This is a genomic window from Lysobacter sp. TAF61, from assembly GCF_052113485.1.
Taxonomy (GTDB): domain Bacteria; phylum Pseudomonadota; class Gammaproteobacteria; order Xanthomonadales; family Xanthomonadaceae; genus Lysobacter_J.
Map to the genome: position 1 here is coordinate 116,158 of NZ_JBFRDH010000002.1, position 21,913 is coordinate 138,070.

Genomic DNA, 21,913 nt, shown 5'->3' on the forward strand with positions numbered 1-21,913 from the left:
TCAGTCCTGCTGCCGTCAGTAGTTGGCGCTGTAGCCGAGGATGTTCTGGGAGATGCCGAACCACAGCAGGCCCAGCATCGACAGCGCGAGGACCACGCTCCACAGCTTGACCGTCCAGCGGCGACCGCTGCGCAGCACGTGCCAGGCATTGCCCAGTCCCACCAGCGCACCCAGCGGCAGCACCACCAGGTTCAGCAGGCGCAGCGTGTGCACCCACTTGTCGCTGGCCGGCGAGAGCATGTCGAGGCTGCTGAGCATCCACACCGCCAGGACCACCGCAGCACCCAGCGACACCACCACGGCCAGCGAGGCCAGGCGGATGCGCTTGTGCCAGGTCGCGTCGGCACCGGTCAGTGCATACGGCACGCGGTAGTGGCGGCGCACCAGGGCCGAGATCGGCCAGGCCAGCACGGTCAGCAGCAGCGCGCACAGGCCGAGCGCGAGGATCGGCAGGAACACGCCGCCCGAGCGGTACCAGGGCGTGCGGTCGAAGACCATGAAGGGCGAGATCGGGTCGGTGCTGAAGCGCTCCACCTTGCCGTTCATCACCTGCGCGGCGATGCGGTCGGGACCGTCGACATCGCGCCACACGTACGGCGCGACTTCACGCCACTTCTTCGGTGCGCCGTTGGCGCCGAGCAGGTCGGGCACAGTGATGGTGCCGTCTTCATTGGCGACCACCTGCGACTGGCCAAGCAGGTAGGCCAGGGCAACGAAGCCGTCCTCGGAGCGGCGGCTGTTGTCGTAGCGGCCCGCCATCTGCGCGGCATGGAGCTTGGCGGTGGCTTCGTCGACCTTGCCTTCGGCGTTCGGGCCCGGCAGGTAGCGATCGGCGAAGGCATGGAACAGCTCGGTGCGGACCACGTGCGCCGCGCCTTCCTTGCCACTGGAGTTGACCGAGATGTAGAGGCCTACGCCGTCATCCGGGAACAGGTGCAGGTCGCTGTGGAACCACTGCGTGTCGCCGGCATGGGCGATCGAGCGGTGGCCGTTGATGTTGGCCTCGTAGAAACCCAGCGCCATGCGGTTGAGCGGCGGCAGGATCGTCAGCGTGGTCTCGTGCATCTGCCGCGCGGTCGCTTCCGACAGGATGCGAGCATCGCCGTAGGCGCCGTTGTTGAGGTGCGCGATCATGAACTTGGCCATGTCCGCGCCGGTCGATGCCAGGCTGCCCGCCGGCGCCGGATTGACGATCTCGTACGACTTGGCCTTGCCTTCCGAGGCCTGCGAATAACCGCTGGCCATCAGCGGCTGCAGGTTCTTCGGCAGCGGCTGGCGGAAGCTGGAGTGCTGCATGCCCAGCGGCTTGAAGATGTGCTGGTCGATGTAATCGTCGAACGGCATGCCCGAGACACGCTGGACGGCGTAGCCGGCCATGGCGGTGGCGTAGTTGGAGTACGACGGCGTGGTGCCCGGGTCGTAGATGCGCGTGGGCACCCAGTGCTTGAGGTAGGCCTCAAGCGGGATCAGGCCCTTCTCGTCGTTGGCGATCAGTGCGCGCGCGGTTTCTTCCATGCCCGTGGTGTGGGTCATGGCCTGGCGCAGCGTCACCGGCTTGCCGTTGCGGGCGGGAACCTCGAAGTCGAGGTACTTGTTGATGTCCTCGTCGAGGTCGAGCTTGCCGGCCTCGACCAGCTGCATCACCGCGGTCCACGTCAGCAGCTTGGACACCGAGCCGGGACGGAACAGCGTCTGCTCCGGGTCGACCGGCTTGCGCGAGGCGACATCGGCGTAGCCGTAGCCCTTCTGCAGCAGGACCTGGCCGTCCTTCACCACCACCACGACCGAACCGGCGATGTCGCCACGGTTGAGCGCGTAGGGCATGAAGCCGTCGAGCCAGGCTTCGACATCGGCGCGGTTCAGCGCAGCCACGCCTGGCGCGGGGACGTCGGTCGCCACGGGCGCGGCCTGCGGCAGCGCCGGCACGGTCGGTGCCGGCACGGCCGGCTTGATGTCCTGTCCTTCCTGGGCCAGAACCGGCACTGCCGGGAGCGCCAGGATCAAGCCGATCAGGTACGAGACTGCAGTCAGACGCATCGACACGTACTCCCCAAGTTCATGCCCGAAGGCGGATCCCACCGGCGCATCCGGACAAACCGGGCGCACGCAGGCCGCTTATCGACCTGTTTCGGCATTAATGATCCTAATCAGAGAATTGTCAACCTGTTCTGGTCAATCCGAGGAAATGGCAGGATCATGGCTGCAGTCCCCGGCCCGCCCCAGGCGTGCCCCGGACCCGTGCCCGGCAGGAGCCCCCGCTAGATGACTTCGCAACACCCCACGATTGGCAGCCTGTTGCGCTCGTTGCGCGCGCGAAACGGCTGGACGCTCAAGGAAATGAGCCAGCGCTGCGGCATTCCGCTGTCGACGCTGTCGAAGATCGAGCACGACCGCCTGACGCTGACCTACGACAAGCTGCTGCAGCTCAGCCAGCGCCTGAACATCCGCATGTCGGAGCTGTTCGCCGAGCCCGACGAGGCCGCCGAGCCGGCGGTCACCGCGCGCCGCAGCATCGGCCGCATCGACGACTCGATCCGCGTCAACACGCCCAACTACGACTACTTCTACCTGTGTCCGGAATTGCGCCGCAAACGCATGATTCCGGTGGTGACGCGCGTGCGCGCCAAGAGCATCGGCGAGTTCGGCGACCTGGTCCGGCACTCGGGCGAGGAGTACATCTACGTGCTCGAAGGCCGCGCTGAAGTGCATACCGAGTTCTACGACCCGATCGTGCTCGAGGCCGGCGAATCGGTGTACATCGACTCCAACATGGGCCACGCCTATGTCGCCGCCGAGGGTTGCGAGGAGGTCGTCCTGCTCGGTGTGTGCTCCAGCAGCGACGAACACCTGATGCAGTCGCTGATGACGCTGCACGGCGACGAGGCTGCAAACCGGTAGCCGTACACGCCTGCGACGCCGGGCGCGGCCTTCTGGCCGAACGCACCGCCCGGCCGCGTTGTCCAGCAGACTCCGGACTGCCGAGGTAGCGCCATGAACGACCTGTCCCCCGCCCGGATCATCGAGGTCGGCATGGGCTTCTGGCCTGCCAAGACCCTGCTGTCGGCCGTGGACCTGGGTGTGTTCTCCCGGCTCGGGGACGGCGCGATGACCGGCGCCGAATTGCAGGCCGCGCTGGGCCTGAGCCCGCGCGCCAACCCCGACTTCTTCGACACCCTGCTGGCGCTGGGCTTCCTCGAGCGCGACGGCGACGGCGCGCAGGCGCGCTATCGCAACACGGCCGAAACCGCGCACTTCCTGGACCGTGCCAGCAAGGGCTACATCGGCGGCTTCCTGTCGATGGCCAACGACCGCCTGTATCCGTTCTGGGGCGACCTCAGCCAGGCGCTGCGTACCGGCGAACCGCAGAACGAGATCAAGCGCACCGGCGCTTCGATGTTCGACGAACTGTACCGCGACCCGGCGCGCCTGGAGCAGTTCATGGGCGCGATGGCGGGCATCTCCGCCGGCAACTTCCACGCCTTTGCCGAAGCCTTCGACTTCTCGCGCTACACCACGCTGTGCGACGTCGGCGGCGCCACCGGTCAGCTGTCGATGGCGGTGGCGCGTCGCCATCCACATATGCGCTGCATCAGCGCCGACCTGCCGGTGGTGACGCCCATCGCCGAGCGCGAGATCGCCCGGGCAGGCATGACCGGGCAGGTGCGCGCGCAGTCGGTCGACTTCCTGACCCAGCCGTTGCCCAGCGCCGACATCATCACGATGGGGATGATCCTGCACGACTGGAACCTGGAGGGTAAACGCCACCTCGTCAAAGCGGCATACGACTCACTGCGCAAGGGCGGCGCGTTCGTCGTCATCGAGAACCTCATCGATGACGCACGCCGCGAGAACGCATTCGGCCTGATGATGTCGCTGAACATGCTGATCGAGTTTGGCGACGCCTTCGACTTCACCGCGCGCGACTTCGATGGCTGGTGCCGGGAAGCGGGGTTCGAGCGCACGGAGGTTATTTCGCTGGGTGGTCCGGCGAGCGCGGCGGTCGCCTACAAGTAGCGATTTTCCGGCCGCAAGCTGCGTGGCAGACACGACGCTGCCCCATCACCGAGCTTGCCCACGGCCCCGTTCGGGACTGAAATGGCATCCACGCCGCCGACCGGTCAGGAGATGCGCATGACAATCCCCAGCAATTGGGCCATCTGGGCCCTGATGTCAGCCGTATTCGCAGCACTGACCGCCGTGTTCGCCAAGGTCGGCGTGCACGACGTCGATTCCGACCTCGCCATGGCCATCCGCACCCTGGTCGTGGCGGCCGTCATCGTTCCGTTCGTGATGTTCAGTGGCAAATGGTCGAACCCGTTCCAGCTGCCCGGCAACACCCTGGCCTTCCTGGTGTTGTCGGCGCTGGCGACGGGCGCCTCGTGGTACTGCTACTTCCGCGCGCTGCAGATGGGCGACGTGTCGCTGGTCGCGCCGGTGGACAAGTTCAGTGTGGTGCTGGTGGCGGTGTTCGCGTTCGCCTTCCTCGGCGAACGCCTCAGCTGGCGCGAATGGACCGGCATCGGGATGATCACCGGCGGCCTGGTACTGCTCGTCCTGCGTCGCTGACCGCGGTCACTCCAGCCCTTCGATGATGCGCACGTCGCGCTCGGCCGCACCCACCAGGAAGGTCAGCGACGCCTGGTAGTCGGCGCTCTCGTAGGCCGATATGGCCGCTGCCAGGCTCTCGAACTCGACCAGCACCAGCCGCGAGGGCATGCCTTGTTCGTAGGTCCTGGCAGGCTCTCCGCCAGCGACGATGCGCCCACCGTGCGCGAGGATCGCCTCGGTCCCGGGCGCGATGTAGCGCCCGACCGCGACCGGATCGGATACCGACTTCCACGCGATTACCCAATAGCCCTTGTTCATGCGACACCTCCGCCGACCGGATTGGTCGATGCGCAGAATCTACGCGTGAGGTATCGGCCCGCGAATCCCCGAGGCTGGGCAGACATCCTTCCGCGCCGGGGAACAATCGAGATGGACTCTCACCCCGATGGCAAGCAGGAGAGGCTGGCGCAGGTCAGCGCCGCAGCGGCGGGCGGAACGCACCGGGCATCGGACCACCGGGCAAGGGCCCGTCCAGCATCGGTGCCGACATCGGTCCCGGACCGGGGCCGTAGTAATAGCCCGGTCCATAACCTGGTCCATAGCCCGGCCCATACATCGGACCGTCGTACTGGCCGACGCTGATGTTGAGGCCGATGCGGCGGGTGTCGCCGTCGTCGGTGGTGTAGTCCTTGCCCAGGTTGATGTTGGCGGCCTGGTAGTTGCTGTTGCCGCCGTGCTCGGACCAGCCCACGCCCATTTCCAGGTTGCCGTGAACCTGCCAGTCGCCGTTGCCGTTGGCCATGTCGCGCGGGTCCCGTGGGCGCCAGCCCGTCTGGTTGCTGGCACTGGCCACTCCCTCCGGGGTGCCGGGCGGAACGTTGAGATAGTCGGCGGTGTTGGCGAAGGCGATCTTCGTTGCCGGCACGCTGAGGTCCAGTGCGCGGGCGGTGGAATCGGGCGCCTGCTGCGCCCCGGCCGGGCCGGCGGCCAGCACACCGCACACAAGCACGAGACTGATTGTCGCGACCGGTTTCATGGCAGGTGTCTCGAAAGTGCGCGGCTGCGCGGTGCGGGACTTGACGCTATCACACCGGCTTGAATGGCAGCTGTCGGCGACCGGCCAAACCGGGACAAATTGAGGGCGATCAGGCGCCCTTGGTTTTCTTCCTGGCGCGAGTGGCCACCGCCGACGCGTTCAAGGCCACCGCCGCGCGAACCAGCGCCTTCAATCCGGCTTCGTCGATCTTCACGCCTTCGCGGAAATCGATGGCGCGGCGGGTGTTGCCGTCCAGGCTGGAGTTGAACAGGCCCTTGGGATCTTCGAGCGAGGCACCCTTGGCGAAGGTCATCTTCACCGCGCTCTTGTAGACCTCGCCGGTGCTGATGATGCCGTTGTGCGACCACACCGGGACGCCCCACTTCCACTCCTCGACGATGCCAGGGTCGGCCTTGAGGACGACTGCCCGGATCCGGCCCAGCGTCTCGCCGCGCCAGTCACCGAGTTCGTTGATGCGCTCGTCGATCAACTGCGAGGCGGAATCGGTGTTGTCCTCCGCCGGGCCGCTCTTCTTCATCATCGTGGTTGCCTTGGTCGTGGGGAAAGGAATCACATCCGCTCGCCGGGCAGCTGGCTGGCCTGCTTCACCCAGGCGGTGAACTGCGACTCGTCCAGCGGCTCGGCCTCGCCGATGTGCAGGTAGCGGGTGTCCTGGCTCTTCGACTCGCCCGGAGGAACCGGGCGCAGCGAGGTGCCGCGGAAGAACGCCACCTTGATGTACTTCGTGAAGCAATGGACGCTGAGGAACCAGCCATCGCCCTCGATTCCGTACAAGGGCGAGTTCCATTTGACGGCTTTGCTGACGGCCGGAACGGCGGACACGATGAGCTCGTCGAGGCGGCGACCGACGTCGCGCTTCCAGCCCGGCATGGCCGCGATGTAGGCCTGCACCGGGGCGTCGCCGTAAGCCTTGGCAATCTGCGGGTTGCCGCCGGCGAGCAGTTTCGGCGAATCGGACTTCTGGTCGGTCACGCGCCCACTCCCAAGCCTCAGAACGAGTCGGCCGGTACCCGCACCGCGCCTTCCATCAGCACCCGTGCGCTGCGGCTCATCACCGCGCGGGTGACCGTCCACTCGCCGTCGACCAGCCTGGCCTCGGCACCGACACGCAGCGTGCCCGACGGATGGCCGAAACGCACCGCACTGTGTTCGCCACCGCCAGCGGCCTGGTTGACCAGCGTGCCCGGGACGGAAGCGGCGGTGCCGATTGCAACCGAAGCGGTGCCCATCATCGCGTGGTGCAGCTTGCCCATCGACATCGCACGCACGTGCAGGTCGATGTCGGAAGCGGCGATGTGCTTGCCGCTGGAAGCAACGTAGTCCTGCGCCGGCGCGACGATCGCGACCTTCGGCGAGTGCTGGCGCGTGGCGGCCTGCTCGATGCTCTTGATCAGCCCCATGCGCAACGCGCCGTGCGCGCGGATGGCCTCGAAGCGCGCCAGTGCCTTCGGGTCATCGTTGAAGACCGGCTGCAGCTCGGTGCCGGTGTAACCCAGGTCGGCGGCATTGACGAAGATGGTCGGGATGCCGGCGGTGATCATCGTCACCTTCAGCGTCCCGACGCCCGGGACTTCGAGGTCGTCGACCAGGTTGCCGGTCGGGAACATCGAGCCACCGTCGCTGTCGTCGGCCGGGTCGAGGAACTCCAGCGCGATCTCGGCGGCCGGGAACGTCACGCCGTCGAGTTCGAAGTCGCCGGTCTCCTGCACCTGGCCGTTGCTCATCGGCACGTGGGCGATGATGGTCTTGCCGATGTTGGCCTGCCAGATCCGCACCACCGCGATGCCGTCGGCGGGCACGCGGCTGGCATCGACCAGGCCGGCGCTGATCGCGAACGGTCCCACCGCCGAACTGAGGTTGCCGCAGTTGCCGCTCCAGTCGACGAACGGCTTGTCGATGAGGACCTGGCCATAGAGGTAGTCGACGTCATGGTCGGGCACCGACGCGCGGGAAATGATCACGCACTTGCTGGTGCTCGAGGTCGCACCGCCCATGCCGTCGGTGTGCTTGCCGTAGGGATCGGGTGAGCCGATCACGCGCATCAGCAAGGCATCGCGCTTCGGGCCCGGCACCTGCGCCACTTCGGGCAGGTCCTGCAGGCGGAAGAACACGCCCTTGCTGGTGCCGCCACGCATGTAGGTGGCCGGGACGCGGATCTGGGGGAGATGGGACATGGGGGTTCCGTCGAATCAGGGGTTGTGGTCAGGGGGCAGGTTCGTCAGGGACATTGGCTTCGATCAGCTGCGCGAGCAACGTCAACGATTCCTGCCAGCCCAGGTAGCAGAACTCCACCGGGATCATCGCCGGGATGCCTTCCTGCACCACGTTGAGTTCGGTGCCGCACAGGACCGTCTTCAGCGTCACGGTGACCTGCATCTGGCCGGGCATGTTCGGGTCTTCGAACTCATCGACGTAGCGCAGCAATTCTCCCGGCACCAGGTCGAGGTACTTGCCGCCGAACGAATGACTCTTGCCGGTGCCGAAGTTGGTGAACGACATGCGGTAACTGCCGCCCACCTTCGCGTCCATGTGATGCACCTTGCCGGTGAAGCCGTGCGGCGGCAGCCACTTGGCCATCGCGTCGGGATCGAGGAATGCACGATAGATGCGTTCGGCGGGCGCACGCAGTACGCGGTGGAGGCGCACGGTTCCGGTGGCTGCTGTCATTTCCGTATCTCCTTGCTGTCGGGGACTGCGGGGAATTGCGGGCGGCGGGTGGCGGCCTCAGGCCGCCTGTGCGGACTCCAGGAAATCGTTGGCGAAACGCTGCAGCACGCCGCCGGCGTCGTAGATCGACACTTCCTCGGCGGTATCGAGGCGGCAGGTCACCGGCACTTCGACACGCGCGCCATTGCGGCGGTTGATCACCAGCGTCAGCTGCGCGCGCGGCGTGCGCTCGCCGATGACGTCGAACGTCTCGGTGCCGTCGATGGCCAGCGTGGTGCGGTTGGTGCCCGGCAGGAACTCCAGCGGCAGCACGCCCATGCCGATCAGGTTGGTGCGGTGGATCCGCTCGAAACCCTCGGCGGCAATCGCCTCGACGCCGGCCAGGCGCACGCCCTTGGCCGCCCAGTCGCGCGAGGAACCCTGGCCGTAGTCGGCGCCGGCGATGATGATCAGCGGCTGGCGACGCTCCATGTAGGTTTCGATCGCCTCCCACATGCGCGTGACCTGCCCGTCCGGCTCGATCCGCGCCAGCGAACCCTGCTTCACGTTTCCGGCCTCATCGCGGACCATCTCGTTGAGCAGCTTCGGGTTGGCGAAGGTGGCGCGCTGCGCGGTCAGGTGGTCGCCGCGGTGGGTGGCGTAGGAATTGAAGTCCTCTTCCGGCAGGCCCATCTTCGCCAGGTACTCGCCGGCGGCACTGTCGGCCATGATCGCGTTCGACGGCGACAGGTGGTCGGTGGTGATGTTGTCGCCGAGCACCGCAAGCGCGCGCATGCCGCTGAGCGTGCGCTCGCCGGCCAGCGCGCCTTCCCAGTACGGCGGACGGCGGATGTAGGTGCTCTGCGGGCGCCAGTCGTACAGCGGGCCGACCTTTTCGCCGTGCATCTGGCTGATGCGGAACATCGGCTCGTACACCTGGCGGAAATGCTCCGGCTTGACGCTGCTGGCGACGATCGCGTCGATCTCCTCGTCGCTCGGCCAGATGTCCTTGAGCGTGATCGCGTTGCCGTCGGCGTCATGGCCGAGCGCATCGCGTTCGATGTCGAAGCGCACCGTGCCGGCGATGGCATAGGCCACCACCAGCGGCGGCGAGGCCAGGAACGCCTGCTTGGCGTACGGATGGATGCGGCCATCGAAATTGCGGTTGCCCGACAGCACCGCCGTTGCATACAGGTCGCGATCGATCACTTCCTGCTGGATCGCCGGATCGAGTGCGCCGCTCATGCCGTTGCAGGTGGTGCAGGCGAAGGCGACGATGCCGAAGCCGAGCTGCTCCAGCTCCGACAGCAGGCCGGCCTCTTCCAGGTACAGCTGCACGGCCTTGGAACCCGGCGCCAGCGACGACTTCACCCACGGCCGGCGAACCAGTCCGCGCGCGTTGGCGTTGCGCGCGATCAGGCCGGCGGCGATGACATTGCGCGGATTGCTGGTGTTGGTGCAGCTGGTGATGGCGGCGATGATCACCGCACCGTCGGGCATCTGCCCGGGCACGTCCTGCCACTCGCCGGCAATGCCGCGTGCGGCCAGGTCCGAGGTCGGCAGGCGCTTGTGCGGGTTGGAAGGTCCGGCCATGTTGCGCACCACCGTCGACAGGTCGAAGGTGAGTTCGCGCTCGTACTCGGCGTTCTTCAGCGCATCGGCCCACAGGCCGGCCTGCCTGGCGTAGGTCTCGACCAGTCTGATCTGCGCGTCTTCGCGGCCGGTCAGGCGCAGGTAGTCGATGGTCTTGTCGTCGATGAAGAACATCGCCGCGGTCGCGCCGTATTCCGGCGCCATGTTGGAGATCGTGGCGCGGTCGCCCAGGGTCAGCGCCGATGCGCCTTCGCCGTGGAATTCCAGGTACGCGCCGACCACCTTGGACTGGCGCAGGAACTCGGTCAGCGCCAGCACGACGTCGGTGGCGGTGATGCCGGGCTGCGGCTTGCCGGTGAGGTTGACGCCAATGATGTCGGGCAGGCGCATCCACGAGGCGCGACCGAGCATCACGCTCTCGGCTTCGAGGCCGCCGACGCCGATGGCGATCACGCCCAGCGCATCGACGTGCGGCGTATGGCTGTCGGTGCCGACCAGCGTGTCCGGGAACGCGACACCGTCGCGCGCATGCACCACCGGCGACATCCGCTCCAGATTGATCTGATGCATGATGCCGTTGCCCGGCGGAATCACGTCGACGTTGCGGAACGCCTTCTTGGTCCAGTTGATGAAGTGGAAGCGGTCTTCGTTGCGGCGATCCTCGACAGCGCGGTTCTTGGCGAACGCGTCCTTGTCGAAGCCACCGTATTCCACGGCCAGCGAGTGATCGACGATCAGCTGCGTCGGCACCACCGGATTGATCTGCGACGGGTCGCCACCGCGCTCGGCGATCGCGTCGCGCAAACCGGCCAGGTCGACCAGCGCGGTCTGGCCGAGGATGTCGTGGCAGACCACGCGCGCCGGGAACCACGGGAAGTCGAGGTCGCGGCGACGTTCGATCAGCTGCGTCAGGTAGGCATCGAGCATGTGCGGCTCGGCACGGCGCACCAGGTTCTCGGCGTGCACGCGCGAGGTATACGGCAGCCGGTCGTAGGCGCCGGGCGCGATCGCCTCGATCGCGGCGCGTGCATCGAAGTAATCGAGCGCGGTGCCCGGGAGCGGCTTGCGGTGTTGGGTATTCATGGCGGCTGCTGGGTCTTCGTCGGAGTGCGACAGCGACACTCCTTCGCGGGCATGCATCGTGAGGCCATGCGGAGCCCGGTCTGGCAGGTGCGCTGAGGCCGGGGAAATCCCGGCACCGGCGATTATCCCGCAATTGATGGGGGCCCGGACCCCCCATTTCTGGCTGGAACGCGGACAGCGGGGGGCGCCGGGGCCCCTGAGCCGCTTCTCAGCGCAGCTGGTCGCGCAGGTCGACCAGTGCCTGGTCGGCCGAATCGACGCGGATCAGCCCCATCCGCGGGTACTCGATCTCGATGGTCACGTACACCGTCAACGACAGGATCGTGGCGAACACGAACATGTGCAGCCAGCTGCGATCGGGATTGCGCGAAGTGGCATAGCCGACCAGCAGCCCGGCGATGAGGCACAGGCTGCCCAGCAGCCAGTAGACGACCCTCGGCGGATGATTGCGCGTGGCCGCCACGCGCGTGTCGGTGATGTCGAACATCTCGGTCAGCGAGGTCACCATCAGTGTCATCGCCGGCCCCGGGGTCTCCACTCGCTTGCATGCGCTCACGGCCTTCAACCAGATCTGCCGTTGCAGCGCCGCGTCGCTGCCCAGACGCGCCGCAGTCGCGACCCGGTCCTCGACGTTGCGGTACGTCACCAGGCGCGCTTCCAGGTAGCGCCGGAACAACGCCCGCAGCTCCGGCTGCGCATCGGCCGGCAGCAGGTCCAGGCGCAGGTAGGCGGTACCTATCGCGTTGGCTTCGTCGGCGACCAGGCGGCGGCGGTCATCGAAGCGCGACGCCGCACCGAAGAAGGTGAAGGCGATCAGCAGCGCCAGCAGGCCGAACACCGCGCCTTCCGCGGCTTCGGCGCCCTTGGTCAGCCCACGTCCCTCGCGCGCCAGATGGGCGATACCAACCCGACGGCCCAGCTCGACGAACAGCAGGATCCCGGCGAACAGGCCGAGCGAGAACAGCACTACCTGCGATGCGAAGCCCACGCTCGCCGCTCCACGGTGCAAGCCCCGCAGTCTTCGCGGCCCCGCATTACGCTGTCGTGAAGTCGGCCAGCGCCGTCAGTCGGCGACGCGGATGACCAGCTTGCCGAAATTCCGGCCCTCAAGCATGCCGATGAACGCCTCCGGCGCATTCTCCAGCCCGTCGACGATGTCTTCGCGCAACTTCACCTTGCCCGCGGCGACCCAGGCGCTCATCTCGCGGTAGAACGGCGCGAAGCCGTCGGCGTAATGGTCGAGGATGATGAATCCCTGCGCGCGGATGCGCTGGCGCAGCAGCAGCCCCATCAGCAGCGGCAACCGGTCCGGTCCGGGCGGAAGCTTCTGGTCGTTGTAGTGCGCGATCAGCCCGCATACCGGCACGCGGGCACCGATGTTGAGCAGCGGCAGCACGGCATCGAGTACTGCTCCGCCCACATTCTCGAAGTAGACATCGATGCCGTCCGGGCAGGCCTGCGCCAGCTGCTTGGCGAACTGCGGATCATTGCGGTCGATGCAGGCATCGAAGCCGAGCTCGTCGAGGACGTAGCGGCATTTGTCGGCGCCACCGGCAATGCCGACGGCCCTGGCACCCTTGATCTTCGCGATCTGGCCGACGACGGCGCCCACGGCGCCGCTGGCGGCGGCGACCACCACGGTCTCGCCGGGCTTGGGCTCGCCGATGTTCAGCAGCCCGTGGTAGGCGGTGAAGCCGGGCATGCCCAGCACGCTCAGCGCCAGCGACGAATGGGCGGCATCGCCCAGTCGCATCAGGTCGCTTCCGTCCGTGAGCACATAGTCCTGCCAGCCGGCGCCGCCGAGCACGAGGTCACCCTCGGCGAACTTCGGATGGCGCGATGCGACGACGCGATTGACCGTGCCGCCGACCATGACATCGCCCACTTCGGTGGGCGGTGCGTACGAGGGCGCATCGCTCATTCGGCCGCGCATGTAGGGATCGAGCGAGAGATACAGCGTGCGCAGCAGCACCTGGCCGTCTCCAGGCGTCGGTACGTCGAGTTGTTCGAGGCGGAAATCCTCCGTCGTCGGCGCACCCTTTGGGCGCGAGGCAAGGGCGATACGGCGGTTCACGTTGGCGGTCTGCGGCATGGAAGGCTCCGATGGCGATGCGACAGTCGCTGCCGCGATCAGGCCGACATCTTATGCCCGTCTCTCGCCAGCCGGTCCGCGACACTGTGTTGCACAAACGTACGGGCATGCGTGTACGGCCATGCATGCGTCTTGTGCCCATCACGCAGGCATCACGGCCGCGTCGCTGTATTGACCCACATTGCTGGGCCACATTGCTGGACCACATCCCTGAACCACACTCCCCTGCAGGTGAGTCCGTCATGAAATCGTTGCTCATTCCGATCGCCTTCGCCGCTTCCCTGCTCGCCTTTGACGCCGAGGCGAAGTTGCCGCTGATCAACGCCACCTGCCCGGGCAAACTGGATGTCCACGTCGACCAGGGCGGCCCGGTCTATGTCAACGGCAAGGAAGCCAAGCTCAAGGTGTTCAACGACAACGCCTACGAGGCCAAGGACGCGGCAACGGGAACGACCATCTCGATCACGATCAATCCCGACGGCACACCCGATGTCTCGTACACCGGCAAGGCCCGCGCGAACGGCATCTGCACGGTCGCCAGCTCCGAGGTTGCCGAACCCGCGGCGGCCGCGCCCACGCCTGCGTCGGGCGAATCGCATCCGGGCTCGGAACAGGCCTGCCTGGCCGCCGTGTCCAAGAAGGTCGGCATTGCCAGCAACAAGCTTTCGGTGATCGAGTCGCTGGGCAGCGAGGCCGGCATCTCGGTGTCGGTGAAGGTACCGGGTGCCCAGGCGCCCTGGGCCTGCATGACCGACCAGAAGGGCAAGGTCTGGAACGTCAGCTACACCGGGTCCGAAGGCAAGCTGTGAGCGACCTGCCAGGAGCCGGCAATGGCCTCACGGCAGTCACGGCAGTCGCGGCAATCGCGGCAATCGCGGCAATCGCGGGCAAGGCCTGCACGCGTTCTCGCCGTCGCGGTGATCGGCCTGCTGGCTGCGACCGCGGCCGCTGCACAGACCGCTGAGCCACCCGAAGAAGCACCGCCAGCGGCGGACTCCTCATTCTTCCTGTGGACGGATACCAGCCTCACGCTGCTCGCGTACGGCAAGGGCTTCGCGGTCGACCCCGACGAGCAGTCGACGTTCACGCTCGAGCATGCGCACGAGTCGAAGATCGGCGACTTCTTCATGTTCATCGACTTCACCGACTTCCACGGCGAGCCCGCGACCGACTCGACCTGGTACGGCGAATTCGGTCCGCGCCTGAGCTTCGGCAAGATGCTCGACAAGGACCTGTCGCGCACGCTGTTCAAGCACAGCCTGTTCGAGATCAAGGATGTACTGCTGGCGATGCAATACGAGCGCGGTGAGGACCCTGACCTGGCCGAGGCCGCCCTGCTCGGCCTGGGATTGAACCTGGACGTGCGCAAGGAAGGCCCGCTGGGCGGCATGGGCAAGTTCAACTACGTGCAGTTGAACTTCTATGGCCGCGCCGAACTCACCGAGAACACCCGGCACGGTTTCCACGACATGCAGGTCACGCTGGCAGCCAGCTATCCATTCCAGATCGGAGGCGCGAAGTTCCTCGTCGACGGGTACTTCGACTGGGTCACCGGTCTGGGCTCGGAGGACTGGAGCTACCACCTCAACCCGCAGATCAGCTGGGACGCCGGTGCGGCGATGTGGAACACACCGGGCAAGTTCTTCATCGGCGTCGAAGTGGACCTGTGGTGGAACAAGTACCAGATCGTCAATTCGCCGTCCTTCGACACCAACCAGGATGCCGTGAGCGTCATGCTCAAGTACCACCTGTAGCGGCGGCGATCAGGGTTCCGGCGTTCCGGTGTCCTTGTCGCCCTGGTCGAGCTGCGAGCGCGCCGTGGCGGCGAGGGCCTGGTACTTCGCCTTGAACTCGTCGAGGCTCAGCTCCTCGAGCTCTTCCAGGTCCAGCAGCGCGTTGTGCGCGCCCTTGGTCGCGCGGATCAGCTCGTCCAGTTTCACCTGGATCGCTTCGGTGTCGCGGTTCTGCGTGTTCTGGATCAGGAAGACCATCAGGAAGGTGATGATCGTCGTGCCTGTGTTGATCACCAGCTGCCAGGTGTCGCTGAAGCCGAAGATCGGGCCGGTCACGATCCACACGACGATCAGCAGTGCCGCGAAGGCGAACACCCGTGGCCGGCCGCAGAAATGCGACGCAGCCTTTGCGAAGCGGGAATACCAGGACGTGTTGCGCATCGGGGAAGCCTCGTTCTTCTGCAACGGCATTCGCCCGACCCTAGCAGATAGGCCGTGGACGCCCCGCACGGGGGCGTCGGGACACACCCGTGCGTGCTAGCGGACCAGCAGCAGCGCCGTGCCGGTGAGGGCCAGCGCGGCCGTCCATGCATGGGGCCTCGTTGCCGCCCCCAACAGACGAGGATGCAACGCGGCGCCCCGGCACACGCCGGCGGCGATGGCGCCGGTCGTGGCCAGCATTGCCAGCATGTGGACGCTGACGGCGGCCAGCGCCAGCAGCGCCGAACCGGAGGCGGTGATCTCCCGCGCCGGCGAGTTCGACAGGCACAGTGGCACCAGTGCCGGGACCAGCATCAGGCCGGCGCCGTGGGCGGTACTCATCAGGCAGGACCACAGCGCGATGCCGGTCTGGCCGACGCGCCTGCCGACGGCGATGTTGGCGCCGTGGGTTTGCGGCACGGCGCCGCGTAGCCAGCGGTAGAGCGCCACAGCGACCAGAACCGCGCCGGCCACTGCCTGGACCCGCGTGCGGTCCATCAGGACGCCCTGCGTCACCGCCAGGACCACGATGACGATCGAGGCGGCGTGACCGACCGCGATCGGCAGCAGGGCCCGGCGCGACTGCGCGCCATCGCCGGCGCGCAGTCCCAATGCCGCAGCAAACATCCAGCCATTTGCCGGACTCGCGCCGTGCAGCGCGCCGAGCCCGGCAACGGCCAACCATGGCCACAGCGTTTCCATGACGCCCGTCGGCAGCCCGGACTCAGGACTGCCCGCAGTCGCATCCAGCCGCGGGCGGAACCGGCTTCGCTGGCGATTGCACTTCGTAGCGGTCGTGGTGACGCACCCATTCCATGGGGTAGTCCAGGCCGTCCTCGTCGCGCCCCTTCGGAGTCAGCTCCAGCAGGTTGTAGGTGTGCATCATCACCTCCACGCCGCGGCCGTAACGCGAGTACGTATGGAAGACATCCCCCGCCTCGTCGCGATAGAAGACGCTGATGCCCGGCGCTTCTTCATGCGGGAATGGCTGGCGGACGTAGTTGTAGTCGACCTTGCCACTGGTCATTTCGTCCTGGGTGAAGTTGACGCCGTAGTCGTGGTTGAAGTCGGTGCCATGCGACGACACCCACTTGAACTGCCAGCCCATGCGCTGGCGGAAGCGTTCGATGTCGGCCAGCGGCGCGCGCGAGACGGCCAGGAACGTGACGTCGCGCTGGGCCAGGTGGATGTTGGCGCCATCGTTGTGGTCGGCCATGTAGGAGCAGCTCTTGCAGCCCTGCTCCCAGCCCGGTGCGAACATGAAGTGCTGCACCAGCAGCTGGCTGCGTCCGTCGAACAGTTCGGCCAGCGTGCGCGGGCCATCAAGCGTGTTGAAGATGTATTCCTTGTCGACCTTGATCCACGGCAATGCGCGACGCTCGCGTGCGATCTGGTCCTGCAGGTAGGTCAGTTCCTTTTCGCGTGCGAGCAGCGCCTTGCGTGCGGCGATCCATTGATCCGGCGACACGACGGCCGGGGCGAGCGTGTTGGCTTGTGCGATTGCTGCGTTCATGAGTGCTTCCTCGGCCCGTTGGGCCATGATCGGCGATGCGTGGCGACCGGCGGCGTGCGGGCAAGCCGCGCCCGTATCCGGTGGTTGCACCGGATGGGTACCTGCAGGGGCTACGCGATTGCGTTGTTGCGTGCGTCAGCGCGACGGGGCACAGCCCGTGGCGCGTTCTACGCCGTGGCTACTTGCGTGGCCGGCGCACGGCACGGACCGTTCCGCCAGGTCCGCCGCCGCAATAGAACAGATCGGCGCCGTTCGACTCCAGGCCACTGACCCCCGCGCCAGGCGGCATCTCGAGCCGCTCCAGGACAGTGCCGCTGGCCGGATCGATGTGCCGCAGTTCGCTTTCGTCGCCGTCCCAGACGCCGTGCCAGAGCTCGCCGTCGACCCACGTCACCCCGGTGACGAACCGGTTGGATTCGATGGTGCGCAAAATGGCGCCGGTTTCAGGATTGATCTGGTGGATCTTGCGATCGCGGTACTGCCCGACCCACAGGCTGCCTTCGGCCCAGGCCATGCCCGAGTCGCGACCGCCGCCGGGTGCGGGGATCGAGGCGACCACCGCGCCGGTCGCCGGATCGATCTTGTCGATGCGCGCCTCGGCGATCTGATAGAGGTGCGTGCCGTCGAAGGCCGTGCCCGCGTCTGCGGGGCAATCGATGGTGCGCTCGACCTGCCCGCTGTCCGGGTCGAAGGCCAGCACGCTGGGACCGGTGGCGGCCCACACGCGGTGGCCGTCGTAGGTGACGCCGGCAATGTTCTCGGCGCCGTCGAACGGGCCGTACTCGCGGACGATCTCCGCGGCGCGCGCCGGCACCTGCTCTGTCGTCTTGTCGGTGGTGGCGAGGGTGGGGGACATGGCGTGGCTCCTGTTGGCGCCGGTCTTGGCGCGTAGGGTCAATCTACTCAGGCGGCAGCGCGGCAGGGAGTAACAAGATCGTCGTGAATCCGACCAGAGGCGGCGCCAGCCAGCGCTGCGCGCGGGCGCGACCGATCGACCTCACCTGTCCGCCGGCTTCCAGTTCGACCAGCGCACGCTGCACCGTGCGCTGGCTGTCGCCCAGGGCCAACGCCAGCGCCGAGGTGGACCAGGCGGCGCCATCGGCGAGCAGCGCCAGCAAGGACGCCTGCTCGCCATCGATGGGCGGCACGAGCACGACGACGGCCTGCCCGGCGCGTGGCGCGAGCGCGAAGCCGCGCGCAGTGGTTTCGATGTCCACCAGCTGCGACACCAGCGCGCGCAGGCGACCGATTTCCACGCGCAGCCGCGCCCGGTGCGTTTCATCCGGGTGGCGTGTACAGAACACGCGCGCGATCAGCGTGCTGCGTTCGACATCACCGGGCCAACCTTCGGCCAGTGCACGCAGCAATGAGAACAACACCGGCCGCCGCGCCATCGGTTGCCAGTGCTCAGCGGCGCGCAGGCCACGTCGGCAGGCATCGACGACCAGCGTGGCGGAGGCCACCAGTGCCTCGACCTCGTCCAGTCGCAACGGTTGCTCGTGGCCGGCGTGGATGCTGCGCGCGGCGGCGCGATCGAGCCCGGCACGCGCCTCGACCACCTCGGCGATGAGCGCGGGCACGCCTGCGCGTTGTGCCGCGTCGAGGGCGCGCTGCAGCGCTGCCCGCGCCACCGCCGTGCGCAGCGATCGCAACGCCACTTCGGCTGTCGCCAGTTCGGCCACCGCTCGCAGCGATGCAGACAGGCCTTGCAGCTCCAGTGCGGCCAGCGCCGTGGCGGCTTCGTCGAGGCGACCGAGCAGGAGCTGCCGGCGTATCGCGATCAGGCGCGCCTGCATGGCGTTGGCGTGATCGGCGCGCGCGGACAAGGTCTGTTCTGCCTGTGCGAGCGTGCGCGGCGAACCGCCCAGGTCGCGCATCGCGAGCGACACCTCGGCCTCGGCGACAACACAGCGCGCGCGCGCAAGTTCCTCGCGGCTGCCAAAACCGCGGGCGGCAAACCGCAGCAGTTCGCGCGCGCGCGGGTACTCGCCGAGCTGCGCCATCGCGATGCCGCGCAGGGCCAGCGCGGGCGGGTCATCGCGCAGCGCCACGCGCTTGAGCGCGCCGAGCGCGTCGCCGGCGACCAGCGCGCGCCCGGCAGCGGCAATCAGGGAGTCCATCGCGACAGGCTAGGCCACCCCCAGCCGGAACGACAACTGGTCCGGCGTGAAGGAGCGCAGGAAGTCTTCCGCGTCGAACGCCTCGGCCAGTGCCAGCGCACCGGCGCGATTGAAGTCGCCCTTGAGTATCCGCTCGGCCGCTTCGGCCACCAGTGGCGCGGTCACCGCATAGATGTCCTGGCCCCAGGCGACCGCACGCGGCGATCCCTCACTGCCACCTGCCCTGACCTCCATCGCGAACTTCTGCGCCGACCGGCCCTGCGCATCGACCGCGGTCGGCGTTGGCGTGGCGTCGTTGCGGACGTCGGCGAGCGAGGTGCTGTTGAGGTATGCGCGCAGGTTGCCGACATCGAGGTGGCGCGAGATGGTGATGATCTCCGAGAACGGCAGTTCGTCCATCGCCTGCACGCCGTGCGGCGCATCGAACGTCCATTGCGTCCGGCTTGCGGGCACCGGCATCGGCACCAGTTGGCCGTTGTCGAGGACCACGCGCGGAACGCGATTGCGCTCGCCGGTCCTGCGCGTTCCTTCGGTCGGCCACCAGCGGTCGAGCGCGACGGCAACGGTCAGGTCGTCGACGCGGTCGGCGCCCACCAGCGCAGTGGCCAGCAGGTCGGCCAGGCCGCCGTAGAACCCTGCCGCCGGGATGACCGCGACGCCGGCCGCGCGTGCCGGTTCGTCATAGCGTTCGAACGTGGCCTGGGCACTGGCCTGCTCGGCCGTGACATCGATGTAGGACGCGCCGGCACGCAGCGCCGCTTCCACCAGCGGCGAGGCGGTGTCGAGGAACGGACCGGCGCAGTTGATCACCACCGCGCAGCCTTGCAATGCCCGGTCCAGCGCATCGGGGTCGTCGATTGCGGCCACCCGCCCGGTGACGCCCGCGGGCAGCCGGGCGGCATCGCGCCCGACCGCGACCACGCCCAGCCCACGGCGCAGCAGTTCGGCGACGACGAATGCACCGGTATGGCCGGAAGCACCATAGACGGCAACAACTCCTTTGTTTCCAGCCATTTCACTTCTCCGTATGAGCGAGCGAGCAATCAGTGAGCCATCAGCGATGCGGGGCGCGTCGAAGCGACGCTACAGACCTGTCTGTTCTTGCGAAGGTACAGACAGGTCTGTAGTGTGTCAACCACAGAGTTCACCGGACCCGACCCCATGGCTGCCACCCCTACCCGATCGCCCAAGGCGCAGGCCGCCGAATCGCTGGACGTGCGCGAACGGATCCTCGAATGCGCTTCCGGCCTGTTCTATCGCCAGGGCGTGCGCGCGGTCGGCGTCGACCTGGTGGTGGCCCAGGCCGGCGTGGCCAAGACCAGCCTGTATCGACACTTCCGCACCAAGGACGATCTGATCGTCGCGTTCCTGGAGCGCGAGGACATCGACTTCTGGTCGACCTGGGATGCCGTGGCCGCCCAGCATGCCGACGACCCGGCTGGCGAACTGGCTGCCCACATGCGCTGGATTGGCGAACGCCTGTCGCGTTCGAACTATCGCGGCTGCCCGCAGATCAACGTCTCGGCCGAGTTTCCCGAGCCCGACCATCCGACGCGGCACGTGGCACGCGCGCACATGCAGGGTTTGCGCTCGCGGCTCGGCGCGATTGCAAGGCGACTGCACGTGTCCGATCCCGATGTCCTGGGCGCGCAGCTGGCGCTATTGGTCAACGGCGCGTTCGTCAGTTCCGAACTGCTCGCCGGGGAGGACGCGACGCGCATCCTGCTGCAAGCGGCAACGGCGATGGTCGATGCGGCACGGTCGTCGGCGCGATAGCGCGCGTCCCAGCAACCGGCCGGATCCAGCACGTGTCCCGCCTATGCCGTGAAGTCATCGTGAAGCCGGGCCCCTTTGGACCGGCGCAGAATAGCCTCTCGCACGTATTCAGGGGGCTGCCATGTCCGACCAGACCGACGACACCGCCACGATCCAGGCGCTGCTCGATCGTCTCGTGCATTTCCGCCTGCCCCGCGCCATGGCGATCAAGAAGCGCGTCGACAACGGCGAACGCCTGACCGATTCCGACATCACCTTCCTCAAGACTGCGCTGACCGACGCCCAGGACGGACAGAAGTACGTGTCGCGCAATCCGGAATTCCAGGGCCTGGGCGAACAGATCGCCTCGCTCTACAACGAGATCGTCCGCAAGGGCATCGAGAACGAAAAGAACGCCTGACCCGCAGTCCCGCGCAGCGGAGCACCCACCATGAAGCCTGGCAAACGCGATGACGGCAGTTCCGCGGAACCGGAACGGATGAAGCGCAAGCAATACGAGGCCGAGCTCGAAAAGCTGCACGTGGAGCTGGTCAAGCTGCAGATGTGGGTGGTGGAGAAGAAGCTGAAGGTCTGCGTCGTTTTCGAGGGACGCGACACTGCCGGCAAGGGCGGCACGATCAAGGCGATCACCGAACGTGTCAGCCCGCGTGTGTTCCGCGTGGCGGCGCTGCCGGCGCCGACCGATCGCGAGAAGAGCCAGATGTACTTCCAGCGCTACATGCAGCACCTGCCGGCCGCGGGCGAGGTCGTGATCTTCGACCGCAGCTGGTACAACCGCGCCGGCGTCGAGCGCGTGATGGGCTTCACCTCGGAGGCGAAGGTGCGCAGGTTCCTGCGGACCGCGCCGCTGGTTGAGGCGGCGATCGTGCAGTCCGGGATCATCCTGCTCAAGTACTGGCTGGAAGTCAGCGACGAGGAGCAGACGCAACGGCTGAAGGACCGCGCCACCGACGGCCGCAAGTTGTGGAAGCTGTCGCCGATGGACTTGAAGTCGTATGGCAGGTGGTACGACTATTCGAGGGCGCGCGACGACATGTTCGCCGCCACCGACTCGCCGCACGCACCGTGGTACGTGGCGCGAACCGACGACAAGCGCCGCGCGCGCCTGAACATCATCCGTCACATCCTCGACAAGGTTCCCTACGAAGAACTCCCGCGCGAGAAGTTCCGCCTGCCCAAGCGGCAGAAGCGCGGCGACTACGTCGAACCGGACTTTCCGTACAAGTTCATCAGGGAGCAATACTGACGCCGCCGTGACATTTCCCAGGAGCT

Annotated in this window: 24 protein-coding genes; 8 read left to right on the top strand and 16 right to left on the bottom strand. The window is 67.2% G+C overall.

Annotation, left to right across the window (positions count from 1 at the left end; translation table 11 throughout):
• Positions 1–15 precede the first annotated feature (15 nt).
• On the bottom strand, positions 16–2,037 hold the full coding sequence (locus AB4Y64_RS04975; RefSeq protein WP_441815341.1) for a serine hydrolase: 2,022 nt from the start codon (positions 2,035–2,037) through the stop codon (positions 16–18).
• A 225-nt stretch (positions 2,038–2,262) separates the two neighbouring features.
• Here AB4Y64_RS04975 and AB4Y64_RS04980 point away from each other — a divergent pair, with 225 nt between their 5' ends.
• From AB4Y64_RS04980 to AB4Y64_RS04990, 3 genes are all read left to right on the top strand, one after another.
• Positions 2,263–2,898 (top strand): helix-turn-helix domain-containing protein, encoded by a 636-nt coding sequence (locus AB4Y64_RS04980; protein WP_441815342.1) that lies wholly within the window; start codon positions 2,263–2,265, stop codon positions 2,896–2,898.
• A gap of 93 nt (positions 2,899–2,991) precedes the next feature.
• Complete coding sequence (locus AB4Y64_RS04985; RefSeq protein WP_441815343.1) at positions 2,992–4,014, top strand: methyltransferase; 1,023 nt, start codon at positions 2,992–2,994, stop codon at positions 4,012–4,014.
• A 117-nt stretch (positions 4,015–4,131) separates the two neighbouring features.
• Complete coding sequence (locus AB4Y64_RS04990; protein WP_441815344.1) at positions 4,132–4,566, top strand: EamA family transporter; 435 nt, start codon at positions 4,132–4,134, stop codon at positions 4,564–4,566.
• A 6-nt stretch (positions 4,567–4,572) separates the two neighbouring features.
• Here AB4Y64_RS04990 and AB4Y64_RS04995 read toward each other — a convergent pair whose 3' ends face one another.
• From AB4Y64_RS04995 to AB4Y64_RS05035, 9 genes are all read right to left on the bottom strand, one after another.
• Positions 4,573–4,866: a DUF1330 domain-containing protein gene (locus AB4Y64_RS04995; protein WP_441815345.1), complete on the bottom strand. Its 294-nt coding sequence runs from the start codon at positions 4,864–4,866 to the stop codon at positions 4,573–4,575.
• Between the two features lie 154 nt (positions 4,867–5,020).
• Positions 5,021–5,584: a hypothetical protein gene (locus tag AB4Y64_RS05000; RefSeq protein WP_441815346.1), complete on the bottom strand. Its 564-nt coding sequence runs from the start codon at positions 5,582–5,584 to the stop codon at positions 5,021–5,023.
• Positions 5,585–5,693: 109 nt separating this feature from the next.
• A complete protein-coding gene (locus tag AB4Y64_RS05005; protein ID WP_441815833.1) occupies positions 5,694–6,122 on the bottom strand; it encodes a DUF1801 domain-containing protein in 429 nt (142 codons plus the stop codon).
• Between the two features lie 32 nt (positions 6,123–6,154).
• Entirely contained in the window at positions 6,155–6,577 is a 423-nt protein-coding gene (locus AB4Y64_RS05010; protein ID WP_441815347.1) for a DUF1801 domain-containing protein, read from the bottom strand.
• A gap of 17 nt (positions 6,578–6,594) precedes the next feature.
• Positions 6,595–7,779, bottom strand: a complete 1,185-nt coding sequence (gene prpF / locus AB4Y64_RS05015) for a 2-methylaconitate cis-trans isomerase PrpF (protein WP_441815348.1) — start codon at positions 7,777–7,779, stop codon at positions 6,595–6,597.
• Between the two features lie 28 nt (positions 7,780–7,807).
• Positions 7,808–8,272: an SRPBCC family protein gene (locus AB4Y64_RS05020; protein WP_441815349.1), complete on the bottom strand. Its 465-nt coding sequence runs from the start codon at positions 8,270–8,272 to the stop codon at positions 7,808–7,810.
• Between the two features lie 57 nt (positions 8,273–8,329).
• Positions 8,330–10,927: a Fe/S-dependent 2-methylisocitrate dehydratase AcnD gene (acnD, locus tag AB4Y64_RS05025; protein WP_441815350.1), complete on the bottom strand. Its 2,598-nt coding sequence runs from the start codon at positions 10,925–10,927 to the stop codon at positions 8,330–8,332.
• 208 nt (positions 10,928–11,135) lie between these two features.
• Positions 11,136–11,915, bottom strand: coding sequence for a bestrophin-like domain (locus tag AB4Y64_RS05030; RefSeq protein WP_441815351.1), 780 nt, complete (start codon positions 11,913–11,915; stop codon positions 11,136–11,138).
• A gap of 75 nt (positions 11,916–11,990) precedes the next feature.
• Positions 11,991–13,019, bottom strand: coding sequence for an NADP-dependent oxidoreductase (locus tag AB4Y64_RS05035; RefSeq protein WP_441815352.1), 1,029 nt, complete (start codon positions 13,017–13,019; stop codon positions 11,991–11,993).
• 242 nt (positions 13,020–13,261) lie between these two features.
• Here AB4Y64_RS05035 and AB4Y64_RS05040 point away from each other — a divergent pair, with 242 nt between their 5' ends.
• Positions 13,262–13,828, top strand: coding sequence for a hypothetical protein (locus AB4Y64_RS05040; RefSeq protein WP_441815353.1), 567 nt, complete (start codon positions 13,262–13,264; stop codon positions 13,826–13,828).
• Between the two features lie 21 nt (positions 13,829–13,849).
• The gene (locus tag AB4Y64_RS05045; protein ID WP_441815354.1) at positions 13,850–14,773 is read left to right on the top strand and encodes an outer membrane protein OmpK; all 924 of its coding nucleotides are present in this window, start codon (positions 13,850–13,852) and stop codon (positions 14,771–14,773) included.
• 9 nt (positions 14,774–14,782) lie between these two features.
• Here the strand turns inward: AB4Y64_RS05045 and AB4Y64_RS05050 are convergent, their stop codons facing one another.
• From AB4Y64_RS05050 to AB4Y64_RS05075, 6 genes are all read right to left on the bottom strand, one after another.
• Positions 14,783–15,193, bottom strand: a complete 411-nt coding sequence (locus tag AB4Y64_RS05050; protein WP_441815355.1) for a low affinity iron permease family protein — start codon at positions 15,191–15,193, stop codon at positions 14,783–14,785.
• 96 nt (positions 15,194–15,289) lie between these two features.
• Positions 15,290–15,934 carry a hypothetical protein gene (locus AB4Y64_RS05055; protein ID WP_441815356.1) on the bottom strand — a complete coding sequence of 215 codons (645 nt, stop codon included), beginning with the start codon at positions 15,932–15,934 and terminating at the stop codon, positions 15,290–15,292.
• A gap of 22 nt (positions 15,935–15,956) precedes the next feature.
• On the bottom strand, positions 15,957–16,745 hold the full coding sequence (locus AB4Y64_RS05060; RefSeq protein ID WP_441815357.1) for a DUF899 domain-containing protein: 789 nt from the start codon (positions 16,743–16,745) through the stop codon (positions 15,957–15,959).
• A 178-nt stretch (positions 16,746–16,923) separates the two neighbouring features.
• Positions 16,924–17,601: a glutamine cyclotransferase gene (locus tag AB4Y64_RS05065; protein WP_441815358.1), complete on the bottom strand. Its 678-nt coding sequence runs from the start codon at positions 17,599–17,601 to the stop codon at positions 16,924–16,926.
• A 43-nt stretch (positions 17,602–17,644) separates the two neighbouring features.
• Entirely contained in the window at positions 17,645–18,865 is a 1,221-nt protein-coding gene (locus tag AB4Y64_RS05070) for a helix-turn-helix domain-containing protein (protein ID WP_441815359.1), read from the bottom strand.
• 9 nt (positions 18,866–18,874) lie between these two features.
• Positions 18,875–19,879 carry a saccharopine dehydrogenase family protein gene (locus AB4Y64_RS05075; protein WP_441815360.1) on the bottom strand — a complete coding sequence of 335 codons (1,005 nt, stop codon included), beginning with the start codon at positions 19,877–19,879 and terminating at the stop codon, positions 18,875–18,877.
• A 147-nt stretch (positions 19,880–20,026) separates the two neighbouring features.
• On the opposite strand from AB4Y64_RS05075, the gene AB4Y64_RS05080 reads away from it, so the two are divergent.
• The 3 genes from AB4Y64_RS05080 (at position 20,027) to ppk2 (ending at position 21,887) form a co-directional block, all read left to right on the top strand.
• On the top strand, positions 20,027–20,641 hold the full coding sequence (locus tag AB4Y64_RS05080) for a TetR/AcrR family transcriptional regulator (RefSeq protein ID WP_441815361.1): 615 nt from the start codon (positions 20,027–20,029) through the stop codon (positions 20,639–20,641).
• Positions 20,642–20,762: 121 nt separating this feature from the next.
• Entirely contained in the window at positions 20,763–21,041 is a 279-nt protein-coding gene (locus AB4Y64_RS05085) for a hypothetical protein (RefSeq protein WP_441815362.1), read from the top strand.
• A gap of 30 nt (positions 21,042–21,071) precedes the next feature.
• Positions 21,072–21,887, top strand: coding sequence for a polyphosphate kinase 2 (gene ppk2, locus AB4Y64_RS05090; protein ID WP_441815363.1), 816 nt, complete (start codon positions 21,072–21,074; stop codon positions 21,885–21,887).
• Positions 21,888–21,913: the final 26 nt, after the last annotated feature.

Bases quoted from the DNA above. Each gene is read 5' to 3' on its own strand.
- AB4Y64_RS04975 (WP_441815341.1), bottom strand. From the start codon at position 2,037: ATGCGTCTGACTGCAGTCTCGTACCTGATCGGCTTGATCCTGGCGCTC.
- AB4Y64_RS04980 (WP_441815342.1), top strand. From the start codon at position 2,263: ATGACTTCGCAACACCCCACGATTGGCAGCCTGTTGCGCTCGTTGCGC.
- AB4Y64_RS04985 (WP_441815343.1), top strand. From the start codon at position 2,992: ATGAACGACCTGTCCCCCGCCCGGATCATCGAGGTCGGCATGGGCTTC.
- AB4Y64_RS04990 (WP_441815344.1), top strand. From the start codon at position 4,132: ATGACAATCCCCAGCAATTGGGCCATCTGGGCCCTGATGTCAGCCGTA.
- AB4Y64_RS04995 (WP_441815345.1), bottom strand. From the start codon at position 4,866: ATGAACAAGGGCTATTGGGTAATCGCGTGGAAGTCGGTATCCGATCCG.
- AB4Y64_RS05000 (WP_441815346.1), bottom strand. From the start codon at position 5,584: ATGAAACCGGTCGCGACAATCAGTCTCGTGCTTGTGTGCGGTGTGCTG.
- AB4Y64_RS05005 (WP_441815833.1), bottom strand. From the start codon at position 6,122: ATGAAGAAGAGCGGCCCGGCGGAGGACAACACCGATTCCGCCTCGCAG.
- prpF (WP_441815348.1), bottom strand. From the start codon at position 7,779: ATGTCCCATCTCCCCCAGATCCGCGTCCCGGCCACCTACATGCGTGGC.
- AB4Y64_RS05020 (WP_441815349.1), bottom strand. From the start codon at position 8,272: ATGACAGCAGCCACCGGAACCGTGCGCCTCCACCGCGTACTGCGTGCG.
- acnD (WP_441815350.1), bottom strand. From the start codon at position 10,927: ATGAATACCCAACACCGCAAGCCGCTCCCGGGCACCGCGCTCGATTAC.
- AB4Y64_RS05035 (WP_441815352.1), bottom strand. From the start codon at position 13,019: ATGCCGCAGACCGCCAACGTGAACCGCCGTATCGCCCTTGCCTCGCGC.
- AB4Y64_RS05040 (WP_441815353.1), top strand. From the start codon at position 13,262: ATGAAATCGTTGCTCATTCCGATCGCCTTCGCCGCTTCCCTGCTCGCC.
- AB4Y64_RS05045 (WP_441815354.1), top strand. From the start codon at position 13,850: ATGGCCTCACGGCAGTCACGGCAGTCGCGGCAATCGCGGCAATCGCGG.
- AB4Y64_RS05050 (WP_441815355.1), bottom strand. From the start codon at position 15,193: ATGCGCAACACGTCCTGGTATTCCCGCTTCGCAAAGGCTGCGTCGCAT.
- AB4Y64_RS05055 (WP_441815356.1), bottom strand. From the start codon at position 15,934: ATGGAAACGCTGTGGCCATGGTTGGCCGTTGCCGGGCTCGGCGCGCTG.
- AB4Y64_RS05060 (WP_441815357.1), bottom strand. From the start codon at position 16,745: ATGAACGCAGCAATCGCACAAGCCAACACGCTCGCCCCGGCCGTCGTG.
- AB4Y64_RS05065 (WP_441815358.1), bottom strand. From the start codon at position 17,601: ATGTCCCCCACCCTCGCCACCACCGACAAGACGACAGAGCAGGTGCCG.
- AB4Y64_RS05070 (WP_441815359.1), bottom strand. From the start codon at position 18,865: ATGGACTCCCTGATTGCCGCTGCCGGGCGCGCGCTGGTCGCCGGCGAC.
- AB4Y64_RS05075 (WP_441815360.1), bottom strand. From the start codon at position 19,879: ATGGCTGGAAACAAAGGAGTTGTTGCCGTCTATGGTGCTTCCGGCCAT.
- AB4Y64_RS05080 (WP_441815361.1), top strand. From the start codon at position 20,027: ATGGCTGCCACCCCTACCCGATCGCCCAAGGCGCAGGCCGCCGAATCG.
- AB4Y64_RS05085 (WP_441815362.1), top strand. From the start codon at position 20,763: ATGTCCGACCAGACCGACGACACCGCCACGATCCAGGCGCTGCTCGAT.
- ppk2 (WP_441815363.1), top strand. From the start codon at position 21,072: ATGAAGCCTGGCAAACGCGATGACGGCAGTTCCGCGGAACCGGAACGG.